This window comes from Adlercreutzia sp., assembly GCF_056795635.1.
The window spans coordinates 1-21,932 of the sequence record NZ_JBQIIT010000027.1 but is presented as its reverse complement, the minus strand read 5'-3'; the positions used below and the strand labels follow the sequence as shown (position 1 = coordinate 21,932).

20 protein-coding genes, 2 tRNA genes and 1 pseudogene are annotated in these 21,932 nt (G+C 65.2%); 11 read left to right on the top strand and 12 right to left on the bottom strand.

What is annotated here, in order from left to right; genetic code table 11:
* Window positions 1-314 precede the first annotated feature (314 nt).
* The 7 genes from ACTOXK_RS10895 to ACTOXK_RS10865 all read right to left on the bottom strand — a co-directional run bounded on the left by ACTOXK_RS10895 (window position 315) and on the right by ACTOXK_RS10865 (window position 5,956).
* A complete protein-coding gene (locus tag ACTOXK_RS10895) occupies window positions 315-869 on the bottom strand; it encodes a hypothetical protein (protein WP_482276888.1) in 555 nt (184 codons plus the stop codon).
* Window positions 870-1,819: 950 nt separating this feature from the next.
* The gene (gene istB / locus ACTOXK_RS10890; protein ID WP_482276890.1) at window positions 1,820-2,569 is read right to left on the bottom strand and encodes an IS21-like element helper ATPase IstB; all 750 of its coding nucleotides are present in this window, start codon (window positions 2,567-2,569) and stop codon (window positions 1,820-1,822) included.
* 2 nt (window positions 2,570-2,571) lie between these two features.
* Window positions 2,572-3,993 (bottom strand): IS21 family transposase, encoded by a 1,422-nt coding sequence (gene istA / locus ACTOXK_RS10885; RefSeq protein WP_482279932.1) that lies wholly within the window; start codon window positions 3,991-3,993, stop codon window positions 2,572-2,574.
* Window positions 3,994-4,083: 90 nt separating this feature from the next.
* A complete protein-coding gene (locus ACTOXK_RS10880) occupies window positions 4,084-4,476 on the bottom strand; it encodes an IS1/IS1595 family N-terminal zinc-binding domain-containing protein (RefSeq protein WP_482279356.1) in 393 nt (130 codons plus the stop codon).
* A gap of 409 nt (window positions 4,477-4,885) precedes the next feature.
* Window positions 4,886-5,170, bottom strand: coding sequence for a type II toxin-antitoxin system YafQ family toxin (locus ACTOXK_RS10875; protein ID WP_482276891.1), 285 nt, complete (start codon window positions 5,168-5,170; stop codon window positions 4,886-4,888).
* Complete coding sequence (locus tag ACTOXK_RS10870; RefSeq protein ID WP_482276892.1) at window positions 5,163-5,453, bottom strand: type II toxin-antitoxin system RelB/DinJ family antitoxin; 291 nt, start codon at window positions 5,451-5,453, stop codon at window positions 5,163-5,165. The genes ACTOXK_RS10875 and ACTOXK_RS10870 overlap by 8 nt, the downstream gene beginning before the upstream one ends.
* Window positions 5,454-5,713: 260 nt before the next feature.
* Window positions 5,714-5,956, bottom strand: coding sequence for a hypothetical protein (locus ACTOXK_RS10865; RefSeq protein ID WP_482276893.1), 243 nt, complete (start codon window positions 5,954-5,956; stop codon window positions 5,714-5,716).
* Window positions 5,957-6,574: 618 nt separating this feature from the next.
* On the opposite strand from ACTOXK_RS10865, the gene ACTOXK_RS10860 reads away from it, so the two are divergent.
* The gene (locus tag ACTOXK_RS10860) at window positions 6,575-7,060 is read left to right on the top strand and encodes an FxLYD domain-containing protein (RefSeq protein ID WP_482276894.1); all 486 of its coding nucleotides are present in this window, start codon (window positions 6,575-6,577) and stop codon (window positions 7,058-7,060) included.
* A gap of 99 nt (window positions 7,061-7,159) precedes the next feature.
* Here ACTOXK_RS10860 and ACTOXK_RS10855 read toward each other — a convergent pair.
* A tRNA-Ser gene (locus ACTOXK_RS10855) sits at window positions 7,160-7,247 on the bottom strand.
* A 65-nt stretch (window positions 7,248-7,312) separates the two neighbouring features.
* On the opposite strand from ACTOXK_RS10855, the gene ACTOXK_RS10850 reads away from it, so the two are divergent.
* Genes ACTOXK_RS10850 through ACTOXK_RS10840 form a run of 3 tightly spaced genes read left to right on the top strand, consistent with a single transcriptional unit; the run spans window position 7,313 to window position 9,418 of the window.
* Window positions 7,313-7,972, top strand: a complete 660-nt coding sequence (locus ACTOXK_RS10850; RefSeq protein ID WP_482276895.1) for a nucleoside deaminase — start codon at window positions 7,313-7,315, stop codon at window positions 7,970-7,972.
* 25 nt (window positions 7,973-7,997) lie between these two features.
* A complete protein-coding gene (locus tag ACTOXK_RS10845; RefSeq protein ID WP_482276896.1) occupies window positions 7,998-9,053 on the top strand; it encodes a 4-(cytidine 5'-diphospho)-2-C-methyl-D-erythritol kinase in 1,056 nt (351 codons plus the stop codon).
* Window positions 9,054-9,055: 2 nt separating this feature from the next.
* Window positions 9,056-9,418 carry a guanylate cyclase gene (locus tag ACTOXK_RS10840; protein ID WP_482276897.1) on the top strand — a complete coding sequence of 121 codons (363 nt, stop codon included), beginning with the start codon at window positions 9,056-9,058 and terminating at the stop codon, window positions 9,416-9,418.
* Between the two features lie 211 nt (window positions 9,419-9,629).
* Here the strand turns inward: ACTOXK_RS10840 and ACTOXK_RS10835 are convergent.
* Window positions 9,630-9,720: transfer RNA gene (locus ACTOXK_RS10835), tRNA-Ser, on the bottom strand.
* Between the two features lie 214 nt (window positions 9,721-9,934).
* Between ACTOXK_RS10835 and purB the strand changes: the two genes are divergently transcribed.
* Window positions 9,935-11,284 (top strand): adenylosuccinate lyase, encoded by a 1,350-nt coding sequence (gene purB, locus ACTOXK_RS10830; RefSeq protein ID WP_482276898.1) that lies wholly within the window; start codon window positions 9,935-9,937, stop codon window positions 11,282-11,284.
* Window positions 11,285-11,492: 208 nt separating this feature from the next.
* Here the strand turns inward: purB and ACTOXK_RS10825 are convergent, their stop codons facing one another.
* Both ACTOXK_RS10825 and ACTOXK_RS10820 read right to left on the bottom strand, forming a co-directional pair.
* A complete protein-coding gene (locus ACTOXK_RS10825; protein WP_482276899.1) occupies window positions 11,493-12,260 on the bottom strand; it encodes a TlpA family protein disulfide reductase in 768 nt (255 codons plus the stop codon).
* A gap of 25 nt (window positions 12,261-12,285) precedes the next feature.
* Window positions 12,286-12,948 carry a cytochrome c biogenesis CcdA family protein gene (locus ACTOXK_RS10820; RefSeq protein WP_482276900.1) on the bottom strand — a complete coding sequence of 221 codons (663 nt, stop codon included), beginning with the start codon at window positions 12,946-12,948 and terminating at the stop codon, window positions 12,286-12,288.
* A 424-nt stretch (window positions 12,949-13,372) separates the two neighbouring features.
* Here ACTOXK_RS10820 and ACTOXK_RS10815 point away from each other — a divergent pair, with 424 nt between their 5' ends.
* Window positions 13,373-14,641, top strand: a complete 1,269-nt coding sequence (locus tag ACTOXK_RS10815; RefSeq protein WP_482276901.1) for a glycoside hydrolase family 3 protein — start codon at window positions 13,373-13,375, stop codon at window positions 14,639-14,641.
* A 115-nt stretch (window positions 14,642-14,756) separates the two neighbouring features.
* Here ACTOXK_RS10815 and ACTOXK_RS10810 read toward each other — a convergent pair whose 3' ends face one another.
* Entirely contained in the window at window positions 14,757-16,157 is a 1,401-nt protein-coding gene (locus ACTOXK_RS10810) for a twin-arginine translocation signal domain-containing protein (protein ID WP_482279354.1), read from the bottom strand.
* A gap of 353 nt (window positions 16,158-16,510) precedes the next feature.
* On the opposite strand from ACTOXK_RS10810, the gene ACTOXK_RS10805 reads away from it, so the two are divergent.
* The 5 genes and pseudogenes from ACTOXK_RS10805 to ACTOXK_RS10785 all read left to right on the top strand — a co-directional run.
* A complete protein-coding gene (locus ACTOXK_RS10805) occupies window positions 16,511-17,215 on the top strand; it encodes a response regulator transcription factor (protein WP_016310340.1) in 705 nt (234 codons plus the stop codon).
* 84 nt (window positions 17,216-17,299) lie between these two features.
* Entirely contained in the window at window positions 17,300-18,856 is a 1,557-nt protein-coding gene (locus ACTOXK_RS10800) for a sensor histidine kinase (protein WP_482276903.1), read from the top strand.
* A gap of 304 nt (window positions 18,857-19,160) precedes the next feature.
* Window positions 19,161-20,042: a phosphoribosylaminoimidazolesuccinocarboxamide synthase gene (locus ACTOXK_RS10795; RefSeq protein ID WP_482276904.1), complete on the top strand. Its 882-nt coding sequence runs from the start codon at window positions 19,161-19,163 to the stop codon at window positions 20,040-20,042.
* A 63-nt stretch (window positions 20,043-20,105) separates the two neighbouring features.
* On the top strand, window positions 20,106-20,840 hold the full coding sequence (locus ACTOXK_RS10790; RefSeq protein WP_482276905.1) for a hypothetical protein: 735 nt from the start codon (window positions 20,106-20,108) through the stop codon (window positions 20,838-20,840).
* A 72-nt stretch (window positions 20,841-20,912) separates the two neighbouring features.
* Window positions 20,913-21,932, top strand: a pseudogene (locus ACTOXK_RS10785) (phosphoribosylformylglycinamidine synthase); the annotation flags it as partial.

The following is a 21,932-nucleotide window of genomic DNA, read 5'->3' as shown; positions in this document are numbered from 1 at the left end:
TGACGGTCTCGTGGGGAATTCCGAGCAGCCTTCCGACGAGCTTGTCCGCAAGTCCCATCTCGAAGTAGCGCAGCGCCTCGGCCCTGGCGTCCATTCCGTATTTCAATCCATCACCCCTTAAAGCAAGTGGGACTGGAAACTTTTGTTTCCAGTCCCACTATCGGGGTTCAGTTCAGCGGCGGGGCTTTTTCATGCCCCGTTTCCCCGCAACTTCCCTCGGCTCCCCCCCGAACTTCCCCGCCTGGCGACACCTCTCGTTTTGGAGCAGTGACATTCTGACTGGTAATCAAACGCCTGCAAAAGCCAACGAAGCACTACAAGGTTTTGGAGCAGTGACATTCTGACTGGTAATCAAACTGTTCAGGCCCTTCATGCCCCTCCGCTGCAGTTTTGGAGCAGTGACATTCTGACTGGTAATCAAACGCGCGTCCCCAGGGCACGGCGCAAAGCCGTGTTTTGGAGCAGTGACATTCTGACTGGTAATCAAACTGCGACTGGCGCGCCCACGCGAGGAGCGCGTCTGCGTTCGCGGCGATCTCCTCGGGGGTGTCCCCGGCCATGCGGGCGAGCAGGCCGGCGTCCACGCCCTTCTCGCGGGCCGCGTCGGTCACCGCGCCCTGGCGGGCGAGCTGGGCCTTGAGGCTCTCGATCTCGGCGTCCTTCTCGTCGGCGCGGGCCTTGTTTGCCTTGGCGCGGCTCTCCCAGTGGCGGCTGCGCGCCTTCCAGTCGGGCTCCGCCGGCGGCTCGGGGTCCTCCCCCTCTCCCGCCTCGGCGCTTCCGACCTCCGGCGGCTCGGGCGCTTCGACCTCGGCCGCTTCGGTGGCCTCCGGCGCCTCCTGGGCCTCGGGGGCCGCCTCTTCTCCGGCCATGGGGCCTCCTTTCCGGCCCGTTCGGGCCTTCGCTTGCGTTCTTCAACCCCGTGCGGGGCGCTCCCGCCCGTTTCCGGGCATGAAAAAAGCCCCCGTACGGAGGCTTGATTCCGTGGTACAATCGCGAAAGAGGCGGTTCCTACCGGGGTTAAGCTCACCGGTGTCTGGGCCGCCTCTTCTGTTTCGTCTGGTCATGTGGTAAAATCGAAGCGAAAACAGGGCACGCCCAGACCTTCGAATCGGGACACGGCCCTGTTTTCCTATATCCTTACGACTTTTGATTCGGAGATCACAAGGATGATGTCCTCTCCGTCTCGCTTCCTTCGCCTGATCCCGTCGTTTTGGAGCAGTGACATTCTGACTGGTAATCAAACGGAAAGACGAAGGATTGTAGGACAAAAAGTGTGTTTGGAGGCTAGTCGACAGCGTAGGGGTAGTCCGTCGCGTGGTGGAGCTCGCCCCAGACGAGCCCGTCGCCCCATTGGGGAGCCCGTCGTCGGGCCTGGCCGCGCTGCCGTACAGCTCGTAGAGCGCGTCGACGTCGTCGTCCGTGGGCATCCGCGCGAGGATCTGGGCCGCAGGCAGCCTGCACTCCGTCTTCATGTGGCACCACCAGAACACGGCCTTTATCCTGCGGGTCACCGACATGCCCCGGTGGTTCCTCAGCATCGAGCGCAAGGGCGCGTTCACCCCGCCCTCGGTCCTGTTGTTGGTGGCGGGCGGCGGGCGCTCCGCGGCCAGCACGGGGTCGAGGTAGGTGGACAGCGCCCTCCTGGTTGCCCAGCGCCACCAGGCCCGACCTCGCCCTGCGCAGCCTCTCGTGGGTGTACACGGGCCTGCCCTCCACGGTGCTCCTCTCCTCCAGGAAGTCGCACTGTGTTTGGCAATAGAATAATCGACACTTTGGCCTGACCGGAGTCGACGCTTCGGCAGCGAATGCCGACCTGTCTTTATTGTCGTCCCAACATTAGCGAGTCGCCCATGCGCTTGCTCTCACCTCCAAATTCCACCAGGCGACCGTGGTGCACGATGCGGTCGATGGCCGCGGCGGCCAGCTTCTCGTCTCCGAGGATCATTCCCCACTTGCTGAACTCGATGTTGGTCGTGGGTATCAGGCTTCGCCTCTCGTAGCAGTTCGACATCACTTGGAACAGCAACCTTGCTCCCTCTGGATCGACGGGCATGTACCCGAACTCATCGAGGATCACCAGGTCGCTTTTGTCTATGTCCGCAAGGTGCCTGTCCAGACAGCCCTCCCGCTTCGCTTTCGCCAGCTGCAGAACCAACCCCGCCGTGGTGAAGAACCTCACCGGCTTGCCCGCGTCCACGGCGGCCCGCCCGACGGCAATCGCCAAATGCGTTTTGCCGCGCCCCGTCTGGCCGTGGAACACGAAGTCTTGGGCGCGCTCTATGAATTCCAGCGACTTCAGGTCCTCGGCGCCGTACCCCTCCGGGAACCCCACTTGGGAGAAGTCGTAGCCGCCGAACGACTTCATCTGCGGAAAGGCCGCTTTGCGGAGCAGCCTCTCCCTCTTGCGCCGGGCCCTCACCCCCTGCTCCGCCTCGATGAGCCTGCAGGCGATCTGGATCTGGCCGGCCGAGGCCTCCCGTATAAACCACTCGCAGGACTCGTTGGAGAAGTACATCGAGCGGGCCAGCGCCTTGAACGCCTCCGTGCTCCCTTTCGTCTTCGGGGCCATGGTCACGCCACCCCCTTCCCGAACGCCGCGTCGTACACGCCGAGGTCCACCGGCTCGTCGTAATCTACCGGCGCGCTCTCGCCCCTGAGGGCCGCCACCGTGATGCCGGCCTCGTCCACGCGCCCCGTGTGCGCCAGCGCGCTCTCGGCGGCCGCCACCATGGCCGACCACCCCCTATCGGCCGACACGTTGCGCATGAGCCTGATCCTCTCCGCCCTGGCGTCCTTGTCCAAGCCGTCCATGTAGGCGCGCAGCCCATCCGGAAGGGCGACTCTGACCTGGCTGTTGCCCCACGCGCCGGGCTTCCTGGCGAGCAGGGCCAGCTGGTTTGCCGGATCTGCGGTGCTGGTGGGGGCGCTCCCGTAGGCGCGCGGGTGGGTGACGATGAGGGCCCCGTTCGCGTCGGCGATGGACGCCTCGCGTGCGCGCAGGGCGCAGACGACCTCCGTCAGCGCCAGCTCCGGCGCCGCCGGGTAGATGTGGTTCGACTCCAGCCGCGCGCGGCCGAGCTTGCCGGTCTTGCGAACCTCGTAGCGCACCGCGTCGAGGGGTTGCCCGGGAAGGCCGATGAGCGCCACCTCGTCCTCGACGAACAAGGCGCGCTCCTCCTCGCCCCTTGCCCAGTGGTCCTTCTCGGACAGCGCCATGCAGCGGTCGAGCAGGCTCTTGTTGAAGCGCCTGCCCGTGTCGAAGGACGGCACGGGAACGGACAGGTTGCGCCTGATGAATCCCACCTTGTTCTCAACGGATCCCTTCTCGTGCCCGGCATTGGGGTTGCAGAGGGAGAAGGCGAAGCCGTAATGGGCGGCGAAGGCGGCGAAGAGATCCGTTGTCCTGACGCTGCCGCCGATGCGCCTGCCGACGCCCGCCGCGTTGTCGAACACGATCCCGGCGGGCACGCTGCCGATGAACTCGAACATGTCCTTGAGAGCCTGGCACACGCACTCCGCGTTCTCCCCGGGGAACACCTGGGCCGGCCCGACGTTGGAGAACGGGAAGGCGAGCACGAAGTAGCTCAGGCGGCGCCTTACGCCCATCACGTAGAAATCGGCCTCCCCGAAGTCCGCCTGCGCCTCGCCCGGCGCCCAAACCAGGTCCAAGAAGCGCTCCTTGCCGATGCCGAGCTCCCGCTCCAGCTTGCACACATAGTGCCTGACGGTCGAGTCGGAGACCTTCGCGTTCTCCTCCTCCACCAGGCGCCCCCATATGCGCTTGGCCGTGTGGCGCTGCCTGTGCCAGCTCTTGGCGTCTTCTTCCAGCCAAGAGACGATGAGCGGGCGGTATTGATCCATGACGCTCGCCGACTTGCGCCTGGCGGGCGGACTCGGCGATAGATCGGGCTCTTCGAGATACTTGTACACCGTGTCGCGGGAGACTTCTAGCGTTCTGCCGATCTCGGAGACGTTGTGCCCCCTCATGCGCATTTGCCTAATAGAATGTACTTTGGACATGCTGGTCATATGCCTTTCCGGCCTTTCTTGTCGTCGCCGAAGCAAGACAAGAATAGACGTAGGTTATGGTCGGCATGTTCGCTGCCAAAGTGTCGAATTCCTACATGCCAAACTGTCGAGAATTACTTTGCCATACACATCGTCGCTGCACGCGATGAGCACGCACACGCTCCTCGCCAGGTAGATGCCGTCGACGTAGACGACCTTGCACGCCTCGCCGGTCGCCTCCGGCATCGGCCAGATGTGCCAGAACCTCGAGGTGCGCCGCCTGAAGGTGCGCCCCTGGCCCGGCATATCGATCTGGGCGTCCTTGGACATGAGCCAAGACAGGAAGGCCCTGAGGTCGCGCTCGTCGGTGTTGATCGCATGCGTCGCGGATCCACCGCACTCCCTGCATCGCCATCGCTGCCTACCGGTCTTGGCCCTGCCGTTTCTCTTCATGGGACCGCCGCACACGGGGCATCGCTTGCTCTTCAATTGGCTCCCCCTCGAAATCGAGAACTTTTTCTCAATTTATCAGGGACTGAGCAGGCGAAAGACCGGATATCGGACACACTTTCTGTCCGAGCGGAAAACGCGATTGATTTGACTTTCCAAAAGAAAATCAGGAGTTGACCTGCGTCAATTCTCGATTTCGGACACACTTTTGTCCCATAAACCCCTTATTTGCAGGCAATCAGAAAGACCTCCCTGTTCAGGAGGTCTTTCTGGTCTTCGCCATTATACCAACTGGGGAAATGGCTGCGCGAAGACGCGGTGGGATGCGAGTGCGAGGAGGCACTGATTGTACTAATTGGGGGCAGGCGGCGACGTCATCTTTGAGCTCACGAACGTTTGATTCATCCGCCATCGTAGGCTCTGTGATTTATTCCCCGAATAAATCGGAGTGGGTTCCCGTGCGCACTGCAGTGAGGACCAGCTTATCGTGGTCCTGCCAGTAGATCAGCAGCCAATCGGGCTCGATATGACATTCTCGGTGATGAGAATAGTTGCCAGTCAACTCGTGATCTCGCATGGTTTCGGGTAGCAGGCCTCCCTCAAGGAGGGTGTTGATGACGGCATCGAGCTTACCGAGGTCTTTGCCTCGTTTGGCGGCGTGTCGAGCGTCTTTCTTGAATTTTGATGTGATAAAGAGCTGGTATTTACTCATTATTGTCTTCTAAGATTGACGCCCACATATCGTCGGTTGTGTTGAAGGGGCCGGAGAGGTTGTGTCCCAATACGGTATCGCGCATGGCCTGAAGTGTATCGTCGTTGAACCCGTAAGGATTGGCGGGATCGAAAGGAAAGCCGCCGCGCTTGTTGAAAGCGCTGACGAACATGCGGATCGCATTGCTTGGGGTGGTGCCGATGCTGTCGCAGGTGGCGATGAACGCCGACTTCTCATCGCTTCGCAATTTCGAGCTAATGGGCTCCATAACAACGGTGTTCATGATGCCTTCCTGTAGCGTTCCAACATACTTAGTAATACCATATATTACTAAGTATACTATTGAGCCCCTTACAAAGAAGGTTACAATCTTGCGTCATCGCAAACTTTGCCTAGCCTGACTTCATGGGGATGATCGCTCTTTTGGACCAAGGTGAGCGTGGATTGGGGAATGCGCGCTTGAGCTGTTCGCGAAATTAGCAGTCGCTCTTCGGGGGTCTTTGGGGGGGGGTTGTCTCTGGGGCTGGCTCGTTGTTTCGGGGCCTAGTCTTGCGCAGGCGGCACGAGTTCTTTTATGAGGGTGGCGCGAAACCCTCTGTCTTGGGTTGCGCGCTGAAGATCGTCGAGGCGGCCTTGGGCGAGAAGCCGTTCGGCAAGGGCGGCGAATTGGTTCTCCCCCATTTCGATGCCCTGGGTCAGACCCTCTTGGCGGGCGAGCCGCAGGCCGATACGTTGCCGACGGGCGTCATTCTCCTCGATGGTGCTTACTGACCACACTTTGCCCACCCACTTCCTATCCTTGTTCGCCTGGGACCGCTGCCGCGTGAATCTCCCGAGGCAGCGGTCCCTCGGCACGACCGTTTCCACGTTTCTTAGCAGATCGGCCAAATCATTATCGGCCAGGTCGTTCCGTGTCTCTGCATTTCGACGTCGTACACGCGCCCGCTATCGCGGACATAGATGTCCATGCGCACGCCTCGGTTCTCGGGTGAGGGATCGATGGCCCGCTCTGCATTCCTTGGCGGTTCGTCCCAGAGGGGCCTTGCCTGCCTCCCCTGGGGCCGATTGGCGCCTCCACCCTATAGTTTTGCAACGGCACCGCCAAGGCACAGGAGGTACTCAGCGATGTCCAAAAAGTACCTAAGTTACCAAAAGGGCAGATGAGAATCGATTTCCGAGCCGATGGCGTCGTCTAAGGAAGAGGGTTGCAGGACAGGGTGATGTCGTCGGGGTTCCCGGTGCCTCCCGTTCGAACGCCTTCTTCCCCGGAAACATCTTGGGCCTTGGGGAGAGGCCGCGAAGGCAAGGAGCGCGGCCGTACCTCAAAATGTTGCGCAGCAAATTATTGGGTTTCGTACTTATGATGAAGCGAACGGTATTTTGCTGGCTCGAAGGAGGAGAGCAATGAGGCAGAGCAAGGCACTCGTCTTGGTGTTTACGTGCGTGATGGCGCTGGGGCTCGTCGGCGTGGCGGGCTGCGTTGGGGGCAAGACGGATACGGGAGACGGGTACGAGATAAGCAACCAGGCGCTCACGAAGGGCGAAAACGACCTCGACTATCTCCATGCGGTTGTCAAGAACACTTGTGGACGCACTGAGACGCTTCTGATGGGCTGGGATTTGTTCGACAAGGATGGCAACAAGATCGGTACGGCTCTCGGGGGCGCCGAGGAATTGCCAGACGGGGAGACAGCCGAGGTTGAGGCAATCGTGATGCCGGATGACAGCGACATGATCGGCGAGATGAGCGAGCACGTGGCATCGTTCGAACTGAGCGGCGTCTACTTCATGAAAGAGGAGAACGCAAGGCTCGAGGCGAAAAACGAAGAGTTGCGGCAAGAACAAGAGCGCGAGAAAATGATCGACGAGATACTGAACGACAGAGATTAACTCGCCACTGCGCGAACCGCTCGAAAACAATCATAGCTGGGGGAGTGCCGAGGGTGCTCCCCTTCTGTTTTCTCGAAGCGACCTTGGGAGCGCAAAGACTGGCGGAGGCGGTAGGATTTGAACCCACGGTACCTTTCGGCACGACAGTTTTCAAGACTGCTTCCTTAAGCCACTCGGACACGCCTCCGCTTATTCGGTGCCCATTGCACAGGCAACGGACGATGGTGCACAGGATACCATATAATCCCCCTCATGAATGAACATCGCACACCCGAAGAACAGCGGCTGCTCGACGAGCAGTACATGGCCCTGGCCTTGGAAGAGGCCCGGGCGGCCGGGGCTGCCGGAGAGGTGCCCATCGGGGCCGTGGTGGTCTACGAGCCCATGGATCGCGGCACGCGCCGGCCGCTGGCCGAGCCCCGCATTGTCGCCCGAGGCCGCAACCGTCGCGAGGCCGACCGCGACCCGGCGGGCCATGGGGAATTCCTCGCCATGCGCCAGGCGGCCCAGGCGTTGGATGCCTGGCGGCTCTCCGACTGCACGGTGTACGTCACCCTGGAGCCCTGCATTATGTGCGCGGGGCTCATGCACCAGGCTCGGGTAGCCCGCTGCGTGTACGGGGCTCCCGATCAGAAGGCCGGTGCCCTGGGCACCCTGTACGCGGTTCACGCCGACAGCCGGCTCAACCACCAGTTCGCGGTGACGGCCGGGGTGCGGGAGGACGAGTGCGTGGCGCTGCTGCGCGATTTCTTCCGGGCCCGGCGCAAGAAGCCGGCTTCGGGCTCTGTCGCCGGCGGCGCGGGCGAGGGCTCGGTGCCCGGCGCGGACGCGGGGCCGTCGGAATCGGCTGCGGGGGATGCCCGTGGGGTTGCGGAAGACCCGCGGGAGCAATTTGAGGATACCGCCCGCTGAGGGCGCTGGGAAAGGAGTTCGTAGCATGGCTGGCAACACGTCCGAAGTGGATATGATGGCCGTGGCCCGGGAGGCCCAGTGGTCGGCGGCCGCCTTCATGGGGCCGGGGGCCGTCAAGCTGGTGGCGCCGGCGAAGGTGAACCTGGTGCTGGCCATCGGGGCGCGGCGGCCCGACGGCTACCATGACGCCGATACGGTCATGCACGCCCTGGCCCTGCACGACACGGTGTACCTGCGCATCGAGGCCGCCACGGCCGACGAGGTGGCCCAGGCAGCTGCCGGTGCCGCTGCGGCCGGGCGCGACGACGTGGCCCTGGGCGGCCCGGCCGACAACCTCCTCGTCTCCATCGACTTGGCCGATCGCACGGGGGCCGCCGGTTCCATTGCCGCGGCCGACAACCTGGCCTTCATCGCGGCGGACCGCCTGGCCCGGACCATCGGCCGGGAAGAGCCCGCCCATGTGCAGCTGCGCATCGAGAAGCACATCCCGGCCCAGGCCGGCCTCGGCGGCGGCTCGTCGGATGCGGCGGCGGTGCTCGTGGGCCTGGCGGCCCAGTGGGGCCTTGCGGCCGATGACGAGCGCGTAGGGGAATGCGCCCGTGCCCTCGGGGCCGATGTGGCCTTCTTCCTGCATGGCGGATGCGCTCAGCTCGACGGCGTGGGCGAGGTGCTGCGCCGCCGGCTTACGCCGTCGAAGCGGGCCGTGGTGCTGGTGAAGCCCGCGGCCGGCGTGTCCACCGCCGAGGCCTTCCGCCGCTTCGACGAGGAACCCCTGCCCGTTCCCGACGGGGCGCTGGGGGCCATCGAGAACGCCGATGGTGCCGACGAGGTGCCCCTGTTCAACAACTTGGCCGCCGCCTCCGAGGCGCTGCTGCCCGAGCTTGCCGCCGTGCGGGCGTGGCTGGCCGAGCGGGTCGGTGCCGAGAACGTGCTGCTCTCCGGCAGCGGGTCGGCCACCTATGCCCTGGTGGACAGCTTCTCCGAGGCCAGCGCGCTGGCCACGGCGGCGAGCACCGAGGGCTGGTGGGCGCGGCCGACGACCCTCTCCGGCCTGCGGGCCGCCCAAGTTCCGGGGAGGTAGCCATGGGACTGATCGCGCGTCTCTCTCGGGTGGTGCCCCTCGTGCTGCTGCTGGCCGTGGCGGCCGGCATCATCTACCTGGTGGTCACCTACCGCCATTCCCCGGCCCGGGCCAAGGAGGTGCTTATCGCAGTATTCACCTGGCTGTGCGGGGTGCTCAGCGGGCTTTTCGTCCTGGCCTCGGTTTACGCCTTCTTCGACGGCGCCCCGGCGGTGCTCGACCTCACCCTCAGCTTCCTCGCGGTCACGCTCCTCGGCCTCGCCTTGACGCGCTTCGCCAACTGGCGCTTCCTCAAGCACAACCCCAGCTACCGCAAAAAGCGCCTCCCCTCCACCACCAAGCACCGCTGGCCGTGGGGGAAATAAAAACGCTCTCGGTTGGGATGCGGAAGGCCCAGACGACTTGCGAAGTTGCTAAGGTCAGCGAGGGTTTGTGCCGTGTTTCAGATTTGCCCGCCTTTGCGCCAAGTTGGCTTCGCCAACGCCGAGCGCAAAACAAGGGTAAAGATGAAATGCGGCAGAAAGCCGCAGCGTCGAGTGGTTCGTTCGTCCCGTCAGGGCGAACGAAACAAAAGAGTGGCGGAGGAGTAGGGATTCGAACCCTAGATGCCCTTGTGGGGCATACTCACTTAGCAGGCGAGCACCTTCGGCCTCTCGGTCACTCCTCCGCGTAAGTTCGTATCTTACCCGAGCGGCGCGTTTTCTGCAACGGCATATTTGCCACTTTCGCAAAGACTGCCCTTTGCGGCGGCCCTACGGCTGCGGAAAGGGGCGATTGGGCGAGAAAGCCCCGCTGGCGGCCGCAGTTTTTGGTACCCTACGCACAGAGCATTGAAGCGGGCCGCGCGGGCGGTCGCGCAGGCGCGAGGAAAGGAAACGCACGTGATTGGTCGCTACACCCGTCCGGAAATGGGTCGCATCTGGGAGTTGGAGAACAAGTTCGCCATCTGGAAGGAAATCGAGGTGCTGGCCTGCGAGGCTCAGGCCGAGCTGGGCCAGGCGGGCATCACCCGCGAAGAGGCCCAGTGGATTCGCGACCACGCCGACTTCAACGTGGAGGAGATCGACGAGATCGAGAAGGTGACCAACCACGACGTCATCGCCTTCACCACGTGCATGGCCAACTACATTGACGCCGACATTCCCGAGGGCGGCGACAAGCCGAGCCGCTGGGTGCACTACGGCATGACCTCCTCCGACCTGGGCGACACGGCCCTGTCCTACCAGATCGCCCAGGCCTGCGACATCATCATCGAGGACATCAAGCGCCTCGGCGAGACCTGCAAGCGCCGCGCCTTCGAGTTCCAGAACACCCTGTGCGTGGGCCGCACCCACGGCATCCACGCCGAGCCCATGACCTTCGGCATGAAGTTCGGCAGCTGGGCCTGGGCCTTGAAGCGCGCCCTCACCCGCATGGAGGAGGCCCGCGCCGTGGCCGCCACCGGTGCCATCTCCGGCGCGGTGGGCACCTACTCCTCCATCGACCCCTACGTGGAAACCTACGTCTGCGAGAAGCTGGGCCTCACCCCCGATCCGCTGTCCACCCAGGTGCTGGCCCGCGACCGCCACGCCCAGGTCATGGCCGCCCTGGCCGTGTGCGCCTCGACGCTGGAATCCATCGCCATGCAGGTGCGCCTGCTGCAGCAGTCCGACGTCATCGAGGCCGAGGAGCCCTTCACCAAGGGACAGAAGGGCTCCAGCGCCATGCCCCACAAGCGCAACCCCATCACGGCCGAGCGCGTCTGCGGCCTGGCCCGCGTGGTGAAGGCGAACGCCCAGGTGGCCTTCGATAACGTGGCCCTGTGGTTCGAGCGCGACATCTCCCATTCCGGCGCCGAGCGCGTGGTGCTGGCCGACAGCTTCACGGCTCTGGACTACATGTTCGCGAAGATGCAGTGGATGCTCGACGGCCTGCAGACCTACCCGGCCAAGATGGAGCACAACCTGTGGCGCACCAAGGGCCTCATCTTCTCCAGCAAGGTGCTGCTGGCTCTGGTGGATGCCGGCATCACCCGCGAGGACGCCTACGTCATCGTGCAGCGCAACGCCATGAAGGTGTGGGAAGATATCCAGAACGCCGTGGACGGCCCCACTTACCGCGAGCGCCTGGAGGCCGACGACGAGGCCGCCGCGCTGCTGTCGGCCGAGAAGCTCGACGAGATCTTCGACCCCTGGGACTTCCTCACTCGTAAGGACGTGGTCTTCGACCGTCTGGAGGCCTTGGAGTTCTAAGACCGACTAGGCGGCGGTTGCAGCTGCCCCTCTGCTCAACGCAAAGCGCCGACCCGTCGCGGGTCGGCGCTTTTTTGTGGAATGGAAGGCGGATCGGCCTTCCTATTGAGCAAATTTGGCGGGACTTCGCCCAACTCCCTCTGTCCCAGTTCGCCTTCCTGAAGCCAGTGTGAGCGAAGGGGGCGGGGTAACGGGGTGCCCGCGCCCTCTACTGGGCGGTCGCGGTGTCTCCGGTCAGCATGCGGAGGCCCTCGGCGAGCACGGCGTCGTCCATGGCGCCCATGTAGCCGCCGATGATGTTGCCCTCGGCGTTGATGAGGTAGGTCTGGGGAATGGAACTCACGCCGAAGGCTGCGGCGGCGCTGTTGGCCTTGTCGAAGTAGCAGGGGAAATCGTAGCCGTTGTCGGTCAGGAAGGCGCGGGCCGTCTCCTCGGTCTCGCCGCCCATGCCGGTCATGTTCACGATCACGAAGGCCACCTCGTCGCCAGCCTGCTGCCAAGCCTCCTGGATGGCCGGCATCTCGCTCTTGCAGGGACCGCACCAGCTGGCCCAGAAGTTCAGCAGCACGGGGCGTCCCTTGAAGTCGGAGAGTCGCACCGTGGCACCCTCGGCGTCGGTCATGGAGAAGTCCGGAACCGGGGTCGTGGCCGCGTTGGCCCCGTTGCCCTCGCCGGTGTCGTCGTTGTTCTCCTCGGGCCCCTCTGTGCTGTGGACGACATCGGCGCCGCCGATTTCCACGGCCTGATCGGCTTTCGGCGCCAGGACGCTGTAGGCGATGCCGGCGCCCACGAGCAGCACGGCGAAGGCCACGGCGGCGATGATGACGCCCCGGTGGGCCTTGCGGTCGCGGGCCTGGCCAGCGGGAGTGGCCGCCTCGGCAGCTTCGTGCTCGGCGGCGGCATCCAGGGCCGCGCTGATCTGCTTGCCGCGCTCCTCGGGGGTCATGGCCCCGTCCTTGTTCTCGTTCTCGTCCATGGAAAGCCCTTTCTCTCGTTGGCGGTTAGCTCAACAGGCGCAGGAAGCCGCCCAGCAGTCCCGTGGCCATCAGCACGCCCACGGCGACGAGGAACCAGCCGCACACTTTGTTGATGATATCGTAGTGGCTCTTGATGACGGAAAACGCGCCCTTCAGCTTGTCGATGAGCACAGCGGCGGCCACGAACGGAATGCCGAGGCCGGCGGAATAGCACAGCAGCAGTATGACGCCTTGCACCACCGAGGCCTGCTGCGAGGCCAGCATAAGGGCCGACCCGAGGAAGGCCCCCACGCAGGGCGTCCAGCCGATGGAGAAGATGATGCCGAACAGCACCGACGAGAAGAACCCGAGCTGGCGCCCGGCCAGGGGGTTCTTGGCGCCGCGGAACAGGTTCACCTTGATGAACCCGAGGAAATACAGCCCGAAGGCGATAACCACCAGGCCGCAGACCACGTTCACGGCGGTCTGGTACTCGATGAAGAAGGCGCCCACGGTGGAGGCCAGGGCCCCCAGGGCGATGAACACCATGGTGAAACCGAGCACGAAGCCGAGGGCATTGCGCAGCACCACGCCGGTGCGCACTTCCTCGCCCGCAGCGAAGTAGGTGACGTAGATGGGAATCATGGGCAAAAGGCACGGCGACACGAAGGTGATGATGCCCTCGAGGAACGTGATGAGATAGGTCATGGGCCCTCCAAGCCGTTGTCGCCATTGCCGTGCGATGCCGCTGCGCACCGTGTTCCCTCATTATTCCCGAAAATGAGCGGACGCGCGACCTCCTCCACAGAAAGTCGCGCGTCCGTTACGCGGAAAGGGTTTGCGGAACCTACCGGGGTCTCGCTGCGCGTGGCCGGCAGGCGGCGCATGAACTCGGCTACGTCATCTGGCGTTATTGCACCTGCAAGAGCGAGGTGGTGAAGGCCCATGTGCACAACATTCTGAAGAAGACGGGCCACGCCACCCGCCAGGATCTGATCCAGGATTTCTGGAACGGGTAGGAGGGGCTCGTCTGCCGCGGGGACGGGCAGGAATCTGTTGGTTGCCAAAGAAGGTACACGGGCTTATGCTGGGGAAACCGACGTTTGCGCCGTATCCTTGCAAGGGAGGCTCCATGGGCATCACGACCGATTTCGTCACGCGCCGCCGCTTCCTCTGGCTGGGAGCGGTGGCCACGGGCTCGCTGGCCCTCGGCGGCTGCGAGGCCGAGCCCGCGGCGCCCGCCCCCTCGTCCACGGCCTTCGATGACCCGGCGGGCACGGCCTCTTCCGGCGATAGTGCCGGGGCGGACGACGGGGCGCCGGACGGCGCTGCCGCCGTCGACGAGGTCGCAGCGGCGCGCCTGGGCGCCATGACCCTGGAGCAGAAGGTGGCCCAGTTGTTCATCGTGGCTCCGGAGGCCCTGGTGCAGGACGTCTCCCAGGTGACCCAGGCCGGGGATGCCACCCACGCCGGCCTGTCGGCGTGGCCCGTGGGCGGCATCGTGTACTTCGCCCAGAACCTCATCGATCCCGATCAGACCACGGCCATGCTCGCGAGTGTGAAGAGCTTCTACAGCGAGGACGGCAGCGTGCCGCCGTTTCTGGGGGTGGACGAGGAAGGCGGTACCGTGGTGCGCGTGGCCGGCAACGAGGCCTTCGCCGCGCCGAATGTGGGGGATGCGAGCGTCCTGGGGGCGGCAGCCGATGAGGCGGCGGCCAAGGAGGCAGCCGAGCAGATTGCCGACTACTTGGCGCCCCTCGGGTTCAACCTCGATTTCGCCCCGGTGTGCGACGTGGCCGCCCTCGGAGGCGGCACGGCGATGGACGAGCGCTCCTTCGGCAGCGATCCGGCCCTCGTGGCATCTCTGGCGACTGCCGAGATCGAGGGCTTCCTCGGCAAGGGGATGCTCTGCTGCGCCAAGCACTTCCCGGGCATCGGCTCGGCCGTCGGCGATTCCCACGACGATGCCATCACCGTGGAGAAGGCCGCCGAGGAGCTGGAGGCCGTCGATCTGGTGCCCTTCAAGGCCGCCATCGAGGCCGGAGTGCCGATGATTATGGTGGGGCACCTCGATCTGCCCAATGTGACGGGCGACTACACGCCGGCCTCGCTGTCGCCTGTGGTGGTGCAGGGCATCCTGCGCGACCAGCTGGGCTACACGGGCATCGTGGTCACCGATTCGCTGTCCATGGGGGCCATCGCGAACTACCGCACGGCGGCCGAGGCCGCGGTGGCGGCGCTTGCGGCCGGCTGCGACATTCCGCTCATGCCCGAGGACTTCCCCGAGGCCTACCAGGGCGTTCTCGACGCCGTGGCCGCCGGCACCCTCACCGAGGAGCGCATCGACGAATCGGTCCTGCGCATCCTGAAGGCCAAGCAGCAGTATCTAGGAGGACTGTAGCTGCCTTACCCGTAGGGCGAAGGCCATGCCTTCGCCGCGACAAGGGCACGGCCCTTGCCCTACGGGTGCGATCGCGGTATTGGTGCGGATCGCCCGATCCGCCGGGCAAGCGGAATTACGAGGCCGGCTCCCAGATGCGGACGAGGCAGTGCTTCTGGGGTTCGCCGTTGATGGGGGTGTAGTCCACGTTGCAGTAGGTAACTGCGCGCTGGCCGATGTGGGTGGAGGCGAGGAAGTCGTTGTAGTCGCCGGAACCCTCTTCCAGGGGCAGCTTCGCGTAGCGGCGGTTGGTCAGGTCCACGGCGCACACGGCGCTGCCGCCGCGCACGAGCACCCAGTTCCCGCACCAGCACGGGGCCGACAGCGGGTTGGCCACATAGTGGAACCACTGGTCGGCGCTGTAGGCCGGCGTGGCGATGTTGGCCAGGGTCACGGGCAGGTGCGGGTCGTCGGTGCCCGGGCCCTCGGCCCCCTCGGTGCCGGCGAGGCGCGGGCCCTCCAGGGGTTCCAAGGGCATGTAGGTGCCCAGGTTGGAGATGCCATCGCCGTAGTTGTAGATGCCGTCGAAGGCGAAGTTGAATCCGGTGCGGCCCCATCCCGCCTCCATGGGCTTCATGGACGAGGGCAGCACGCAGGCATCGGTCACGGCTCCCGTGGCCCCGTCGATGCGGGTGAGTTGGTAGTACGTGCCGCTCGTGCGGGCTCGGGGCGTGGCCACCAGGGCATCGCCGCAGGAGATGGGAGCGCAGGCCATACGGCCCTCGGAAGCGTAGACCACCTCGGCCGCGTTTGAGCCGAAGGGAGCGCGCTTGAGCAGGGAGTCTTCCACGCGGGCGTTGCCGTCCAGCTGGGGCAGGCGCTGCCAGTAGCCATAGCCGTCGGCCACGGCCAGGGAGGGCATCTCCCAATCGACGTCGCCCTCGTCGAGCAGCTGGGCCTCGCCCAGGGCCCCATTGCTGGCGGCGGCGCCGTAAACGCGCCAGAGGCCGTCCATGATGTCGGCCTCGGTCCAGATGGCGCCGTGGCTGTTGGCCCGCACATCGTAAATCTCGAAGCCCTCGCCCTCGCCCACGGCGTGCTCGATCACTGTGGCGCACTCACCGGTGGCCAGGTCCAGCAGACCCACCTGAGCCAGGGGCTTGGCGGTCTCGGTGGGCAGCAGGCAGGCGGCCACGTTGTCATCGCTGCACCAGAGCAGGGTGCCGAAGGGCAGCTCCACCGAGGCGGCCAGGGCAAGGGCGTCCTCGGGGTTCTCGATCTGCTCGAGGGAATTGTCGAGCACGACGTTGGCCTCGGGCACGGTGAGGGTTTCCAGGCTCTTCTTGTCGTCGGTGTGGGCCGCCGCGAAGGCCGCGCCCCCGCCGAGGGCGGCCAGGGCCGCGGCGCCGGCGGCGCCGTAGAGGAAGGTGCGGCGGGTGAGCAGCAGCTCGCGGCCGCCGGGCAGGGTAACGGAGCGGGGCTTGGCGCCGTCCTCGGCCGCCCGGCGCACCGGGGCGCTCGGGGGCGTGCGGCGCACTTTCACCGTGGCGGTCCGGGAAGAGCCGGCGGAGGCCGCGCGGGACGAGCCCGGGCGCTTGCGGGCCGAGACGGGGGCGGGGGAATGGGAAGCGCTGCGGGTCCGCGGGGGGCGGCCTGCGTGGGAGCCGCCTCGAGAGGCGCCGGACCGGGTGCGCGAAGTTCTGTTCTGTGGCATGGGTGTATTGTGTCATTTCCCATACGTATCGGCGACCGTTCAGGGGTAAACGCTACAATAAACGCAAACACGACCGCCCGGCTGATATATGTCCCGGCAGCGAGAAAATCGCAGGTCAGACACCGTGTCGGCTGGGGTGAACGAAAGCGCACGTCACGATCACGAGGAGAACATCCATGAGCAACGAGACACGACGCATTCTGCTCGTCGAAGACGAGAAGGCCATCCGCGACGCGGTGACCGCCTATCTGGAGCGCGAGAACTACTGGGTGACCGCCGTGGGCGATGGCCAGGACGCGCTGGAAGAATTCCAAAAGCACCACTTCGATCTGGTCATCCTCGACCTCATGCTGCCCCGCGTGCCCGGCGAGCGCGTCTGCCGCGTCATCCGCGACACCTCTGACGTGCCCATCATCATGCTCACGGCCAAGGGCGAGGTGGAGGATCGCATCATCGGCCTGGAGCTCGGTGCCGACGACTACCTCGTGAAGCCCTTCAGCCCCCGCGAGCTCGTGGCCCGCGCCCGCGCCCTGCTGCGCCGCGTGCACGCCGATTCCGAGCCCCAGCGCGAGGTGCTCGAGTTCGGCGAGCTGACCATCGACGTGTCCGGCCACAAGGTGCTCGTCTCCGGCGAGGAGATCGATCTCACGGCCAGCGAGTTCAAGCTGCTCACCACCTTGTCCCGCTACCCGGGCCGCGTGTACTCCCGCATGGAGCTCGTGGAGAAGGTGCTCGGCTACGACTTCGAGGGCTACGAGCGCACCATCGACTCCCACGTGAAGAACCTCCGCGCCAAGATCGGCGACAACCCCCGCAGCCCGAAGTGGCTCCACACCGTCCACGGCGTGGGCTACCGCTTCGAGGATCCCACCAAGCAGTAAAGCCGTCCGTTCCGGCCGTGCGCCTCGCCTTCGGGTAGGCCCGCGGCCCCGTCGCGCGGGAGCCCCCGCGCCCGAAGGAGCCCCATGACTGAAGCGGAAGAAACGCCGCGCATTCTGGAAACTGTCGAAGAGGTCGCCCCGCCGGCGGCCTCTTCGCCGTCTCCGGCGCGCAAGACGAGGAAGCGCCGCCGCCTGCGGTGGTCCGACTTCTCCTACACCACCCGCGTGACCCTGGCCTTCGCCCTCATCGCCGCCATGACCGCGCTCGTGGCCATCGGGGTGGTGTCCTTCGTGTGGGAGCAGCACTTCCGCACCTACACGGCCGACAACATGCAGACCCTCTGCCAGACCACGGCCAACCGCATCGCCGCCATCTACAAGGAGACCGACGATCTGTGGAACCCCGAGACCACCAAGCCGGCGCTCCAGGCCATGGAGCTGACGAGCGGCGTGGGGGTGCGCGTCATCAACGACGAGGGCCGCACCGTCTTCGATTCCTCCATCGTCTACGACGAGGAGCAGGGCGGCCTCGCGAAGTCCATCGAGCCCACGGACGGCTCCCAGGTGGCCCAGGCGCCCATCATGGTGGACGGCAAGAAGGTGGGCATGGTGCGCCTGTGGGTCTACGGGTCCGAGGCCCTCATGCGCCAGCCCGACCAGGAGTTCCGCGACAACTCCTACCAGGCCATGTTCATCGCCGCGGCCGTGGCCATCGTGCTGGCCTCCTGCATCGGCTTCCTTTTCGCTCGCAATCTTGTGGCCCCCATCAACCGCATCATGGGGGCGGCTCGGGCTATCGGCGACGGCGACCTGTCGGCCCGCACGGATCTGCGGGGCGAGGACGAGGTGGCCCGCCTCGGCGAGACCTTCGACGCCATGGCCGAATCGGTGGAGAAGGATCGCGACTTGGAGCGGCGCCTCACCACCGACGTGGCCCACGAGTTGCGCACGCCGCTCATGGCCATCCAGGCCACGGTGGAGGCCATGGTCGATGGTGTGTACGAGGCCGACGAGGAGCGCCTCGTCACGGTGAACTCCGAAATCCAGCGCCTGTCGCGCCTCGTGAACGCCCTGCTGAAGCTGTCGCGCCTGGAGAACCGCGCCGATCCCATGAAGGAGGAAGTGGTGAATGTGGGCGAGCTCATCGCCGGCATCATCGCCACCCACGAGATGTTCGTCTCCGATTCGGGCCTTACGCTCACCTACGATGCCCAGCCCGACGTCATGGTGGTGGGCGATGCCGACATGATCCGCCAGGCCACCGCGAACCTCATTTCCAACGCCGTGCGCTACACTCCCGAGGGCGGCCATATCACCGTCGCGGTGAAGAAGGGCGACATCATGGCGTCCATTGCCGTGCGCGACACCGGTATCGGCCTGACCAAGGAAGAGGCCCGCATGGTGTTCTCCCGCTTCTGGCGGGCCGACGCCGGCCGCAACCGCGAGAGCGGCGGCCTCGGCGTGGGCCTGGCCGTGGTGAAGGAGATTGTGGACCGCCACGGCGGCTGGGTGCAGGTGGAAGGTGAGAAGGACAAGGGCGCCTGCTTCACCATCCACATCCCGCTGTTCGACGAGACCGCCGAGAAGCACCGCGCCTTCGGTTCCGGCAAGAAGCGCACTCCCCACAAGAAGCAGCGCTAGGCACCAAGTAGTTCCGGCAAGATGGCCCTATCGGGAAATGGGACGGTCCCGCCTGGTCGGTCTGCCTCACGTTTTCCGCGCCCCCCTCCCTCAAGCCTCGCCGCTCTCGGATAATGTGCGCAGAAGCCCTTCGCCCTCGCGGTGGAGGGCTTTCTTGTGCCATAATGGGCGGTACGCAAAAAGTGCGCTCGAAGTGCAGGTTTCGGGCGGAGCCGAAGGACGGCGGTTCCCGGTGCGGGCGCGGGCTCGAAGCCCGCTCGCGCGAGGCCGGCCGTCGGGCTCACGTGAGGAGAAAGGGCATCCCATGGCGGGAATCGACATTACCCCCGATGCGCAGGGCAAGGTGCGCGATCTGTACGATCTGGGCGACAAGCTGCTGCTCGTGGCCACCGACCGCATCTCGGCCTTCGACTACATCCTGGAAGACGAGATCCCCTACAAGGGCCAGGTGCTCACCCAGCTCTCCAAGTTCTGGTTCAACCTGCTCGACGGCGTGGTGGAGAACCACCTCATCTCCACCAACGTGGCCGACCTGCCCGACGAGTTCCAACCCTACGCCGACTACCTGCGCGGCCGCTTCATGCTGGTGAAGAAGGCCGACATGTTCCCCGCCGAGTGCATCGTGCGCGGGTATCTGGCCGGCAGCGGCCTGAAGGAGTACAACCGCGAGGGCACCGTGTGCGGCATCGCCCTGCCCGAGGGCCTCGTGAACTCCTCGAAGCTGCCCGAGCCCATCTTCACCCCCTCCACCAAGGCCGAGATCGGCGACCACGATGAGAACATCTCCTTCGAGCGTTTGGTGGAAATCCTGGGCGAGGAGGATGCCACGGCCCTGCGCGATTTGGCCTTGAAGGTGTACACCACGGCCGCCGACCATGCGGCCGCCCGGGGCGTCATCATCGCCGACACCAAGTTCGAGTTCGGTCGCCTGGGCGACACCATCATCCTGGCTGACGAGGTGCTCACTCCCGATTCTTCCCGTTTCTGGCCCGGCGACACCTACGAGGAGGGCGCCGACCAGCCCAGCTTCGATAAGCAGTTCGTACGTGACTGGCTCACGGCAAACTGGGACAAGACCGGCAACCCGCCGCGCCTGCCCCAGGACATCATCGACGCCACGTCCGCCAAGTACATCCAGGCCTTCGAGACTATCACCGGCCAGAAGTTCGACCCCGCGACCTTCTAGCGTCGCGTACCGCCCCCGCGCGGGTGCCCGCGCATCGAGTCACTGAAGGAGAACCACAGCCCTATGTCCCAGCGCAACCCCATGAACGAGCGGTACACCTCTGAGGATCGCCGCGGCACCACCAAGAAAAGCGCGGCTTCGGCCAAGCCCAAGTCGAAGGCGGCCTCATCGGTGACGGTGAAGACGGCGAAGAAGACGCCGGAGCAGCGCAAGGCCGCCGAGAAGGCCGCCCGCAAGGAGGCCGCGGCCAAGCAGCGCGAAGTGGAGCGCAAGTACTACAAGCCCGACACTCCCCGCTACAAGCGCCTGCGCGCCATCTGGTGGGTGCTGCTCATCGCCGCTATCGGCTGCACGACCCTGAGCTTCGTGGGCCAGGGGGCCATGCCCCAGTGGCTCGGCGTGACCACGCTCATTCTGGCCTACGTGTTCATCATCGCGGCCTTCGTGCTGGATTTCTGGAAGATCAAGAAGGAGCGTGTGGCCTACCAGGAGCGCATGCTGGCCCTGGAGGAGAAGAACGCGAAAGCCGAGAAGCAGGCCCGCCGTGTGCAGCAGGCCAAGCAGGTGAAGGCGAAGGGATCTGGCAAGAACCAGAACCGCCATGCTGCCCAGAAGGCGGGAGCAGCGGGCGGTGAAGATGCAGCCGACGGCGGCGAGTCCGACGAGGCTCCCGTGAAGCCCGCGCGCCGCGGTCTGTTCGGCAGCGGCTTCCGCCTGTCCAACCGTGAGAAGATGCAGGCCGAGAAGAAGGCCGCCAAGGAAGCGAAGGCTGCAAAGAAAGAGCAGAGCGCGAACTAGATGTTGGTGGGGTGCCGAGGGGCGCCCCTTTGTCCGTTCCCGCTCGTGTTCATTTGAGAGAGAGGCAGATTCATGGTATCTCGCGTCTATGTTGAGAAGAAGCCCGGGTTTAACGGCGAGGCCCGCGCCCTGGCCGCCGAGCTGCGCGACATCGTGGGCATTCAGGGGCTCGCGGCCGTGCGCCTGGTGAACCGCTACGACGTGGAGGGCATCGGCGAGGAGCTGTTCGCCGCCTGCGTACCCACGGTGTTCTCCGAGCCGCAGTCCGACATCGCCACCTTCGAGCTGCCCGAGGCGAACGGGGCCGCAGTGTTCGCCGTGGAGTTCCTGCCCGGCCAGTTCGACCAGCGCGCCGATTCTGCGAGCGAGTGCATCCAGCTCATCAGCCAGGGGGAGCGCCCGCTTGTGCGCTCGGCCGTGGTGTACTACCTGGAGGGCGATCTGGACGAGGCCGCCGTGGAAGCGGTGAAGCGCTACGTCATCAACCCGGTGGAGGCCCGCGAGGCCTCGCTGGATACCCGCGACACCCTGGCCATGGCCTTCGAGCGTCCCGCCGACGTGGAGGTCATCGAGGGCTTCACGGGCTTTTCCGACGATGAGCTGGCCGCCTTCATCGCCGAGCGCGGCCTGGCCATGGACCTGGCCGACATCCAGTTCTGCCGTGCCTACTTCGCCGAGGAGGGCCGCGACCCCTCCATCACCGAGATCAAGATGATCGACACCTACTGGTCCGATCACTGCCGCCACACCACCTTCGGCACCGTGCTCGATGACGTGGCCATCGCCGACGCCAACGTGCAGGCCGCCTTCGACCGCTACCTGGAGCTGCGCCACGAGCTGGGCCGCGACGAGAAGCCCGTGTGCCTCATGGACATGGGCACCATCGGTGCGAAGTGGCTGAAGAAGCAGGGCATTCTCACGAACTTGGACGAGTCCGAGGAGATCAACGCCTGCACCATTCGGTGCAAGGTGGATGTGGGCGGCGAGGAGCAGGACTGGCTGTACCTGTTCAAGAACGAGACCCACAACCATCCCACCGAGATCGAGCCCTTCGGCGGCGCGGCCACCTGCGTGGGCGGCGCCATCCGCGAC

What these genes read in the sequence shown, in the direction of transcription:
- ACTOXK_RS10805 (WP_016310340.1), top strand. Translation starts at nt 16,511, where the DNA reads ATGAGCAACGAGACACGACGCATTCTGCTCGTCGAAGACGAGAAGGCC.
- istB (WP_482276890.1), bottom strand. Translation starts at nt 2,569, where the DNA reads ATGGCCCCGAAGACGAAAGGGAGCACGGAGGCGTTCAAGGCGCTGGCC.
- ACTOXK_RS10790 (WP_482276905.1), top strand. Translation starts at nt 20,106, where the DNA reads ATGTCCCAGCGCAACCCCATGAACGAGCGGTACACCTCTGAGGATCGC.
- ACTOXK_RS10845 (WP_482276896.1), top strand. Translation starts at nt 7,998, where the DNA reads ATGGCTGGCAACACGTCCGAAGTGGATATGATGGCCGTGGCCCGGGAG.
- ACTOXK_RS10875 (WP_482276891.1), bottom strand. Translation starts at nt 5,170, where the DNA reads ATGAGTAAATACCAGCTCTTTATCACATCAAAATTCAAGAAAGACGCT.
- ACTOXK_RS10895 (WP_482276888.1), bottom strand. Translation starts at nt 869, where the DNA reads ATGGCCGGAGAAGAGGCGGCCCCCGAGGCCCAGGAGGCGCCGGAGGCC.
- ACTOXK_RS10820 (WP_482276900.1), bottom strand. Translation starts at nt 12,948, where the DNA reads ATGACCTATCTCATCACGTTCCTCGAGGGCATCATCACCTTCGTGTCG.
- ACTOXK_RS10825 (WP_482276899.1), bottom strand. Translation starts at nt 12,260, where the DNA reads ATGGACGAGAACGAGAACAAGGACGGGGCCATGACCCCCGAGGAGCGC.
- ACTOXK_RS10870 (WP_482276892.1), bottom strand. Translation starts at nt 5,453, where the DNA reads ATGAACACCGTTGTTATGGAGCCCATTAGCTCGAAATTGCGAAGCGAT.
- istA (WP_482279932.1), bottom strand. Translation starts at nt 3,993, where the DNA reads ATGCGCATGAGGGGGCACAACGTCTCCGAGATCGGCAGAACGCTAGAA.
- ACTOXK_RS10850 (WP_482276895.1), top strand. Translation starts at nt 7,313, where the DNA reads ATGAATGAACATCGCACACCCGAAGAACAGCGGCTGCTCGACGAGCAG.
- ACTOXK_RS10860 (WP_482276894.1), top strand. Translation starts at nt 6,575, where the DNA reads ATGAGGCAGAGCAAGGCACTCGTCTTGGTGTTTACGTGCGTGATGGCG.
- ACTOXK_RS10795 (WP_482276904.1), top strand. Translation starts at nt 19,161, where the DNA reads ATGGCGGGAATCGACATTACCCCCGATGCGCAGGGCAAGGTGCGCGAT.
- ACTOXK_RS10815 (WP_482276901.1), top strand. Translation starts at nt 13,373, where the DNA reads ATGGGCATCACGACCGATTTCGTCACGCGCCGCCGCTTCCTCTGGCTG.
- ACTOXK_RS10840 (WP_482276897.1), top strand. Translation starts at nt 9,056, where the DNA reads ATGGGACTGATCGCGCGTCTCTCTCGGGTGGTGCCCCTCGTGCTGCTG.
- ACTOXK_RS10800 (WP_482276903.1), top strand. Translation starts at nt 17,300, where the DNA reads ATGACTGAAGCGGAAGAAACGCCGCGCATTCTGGAAACTGTCGAAGAG.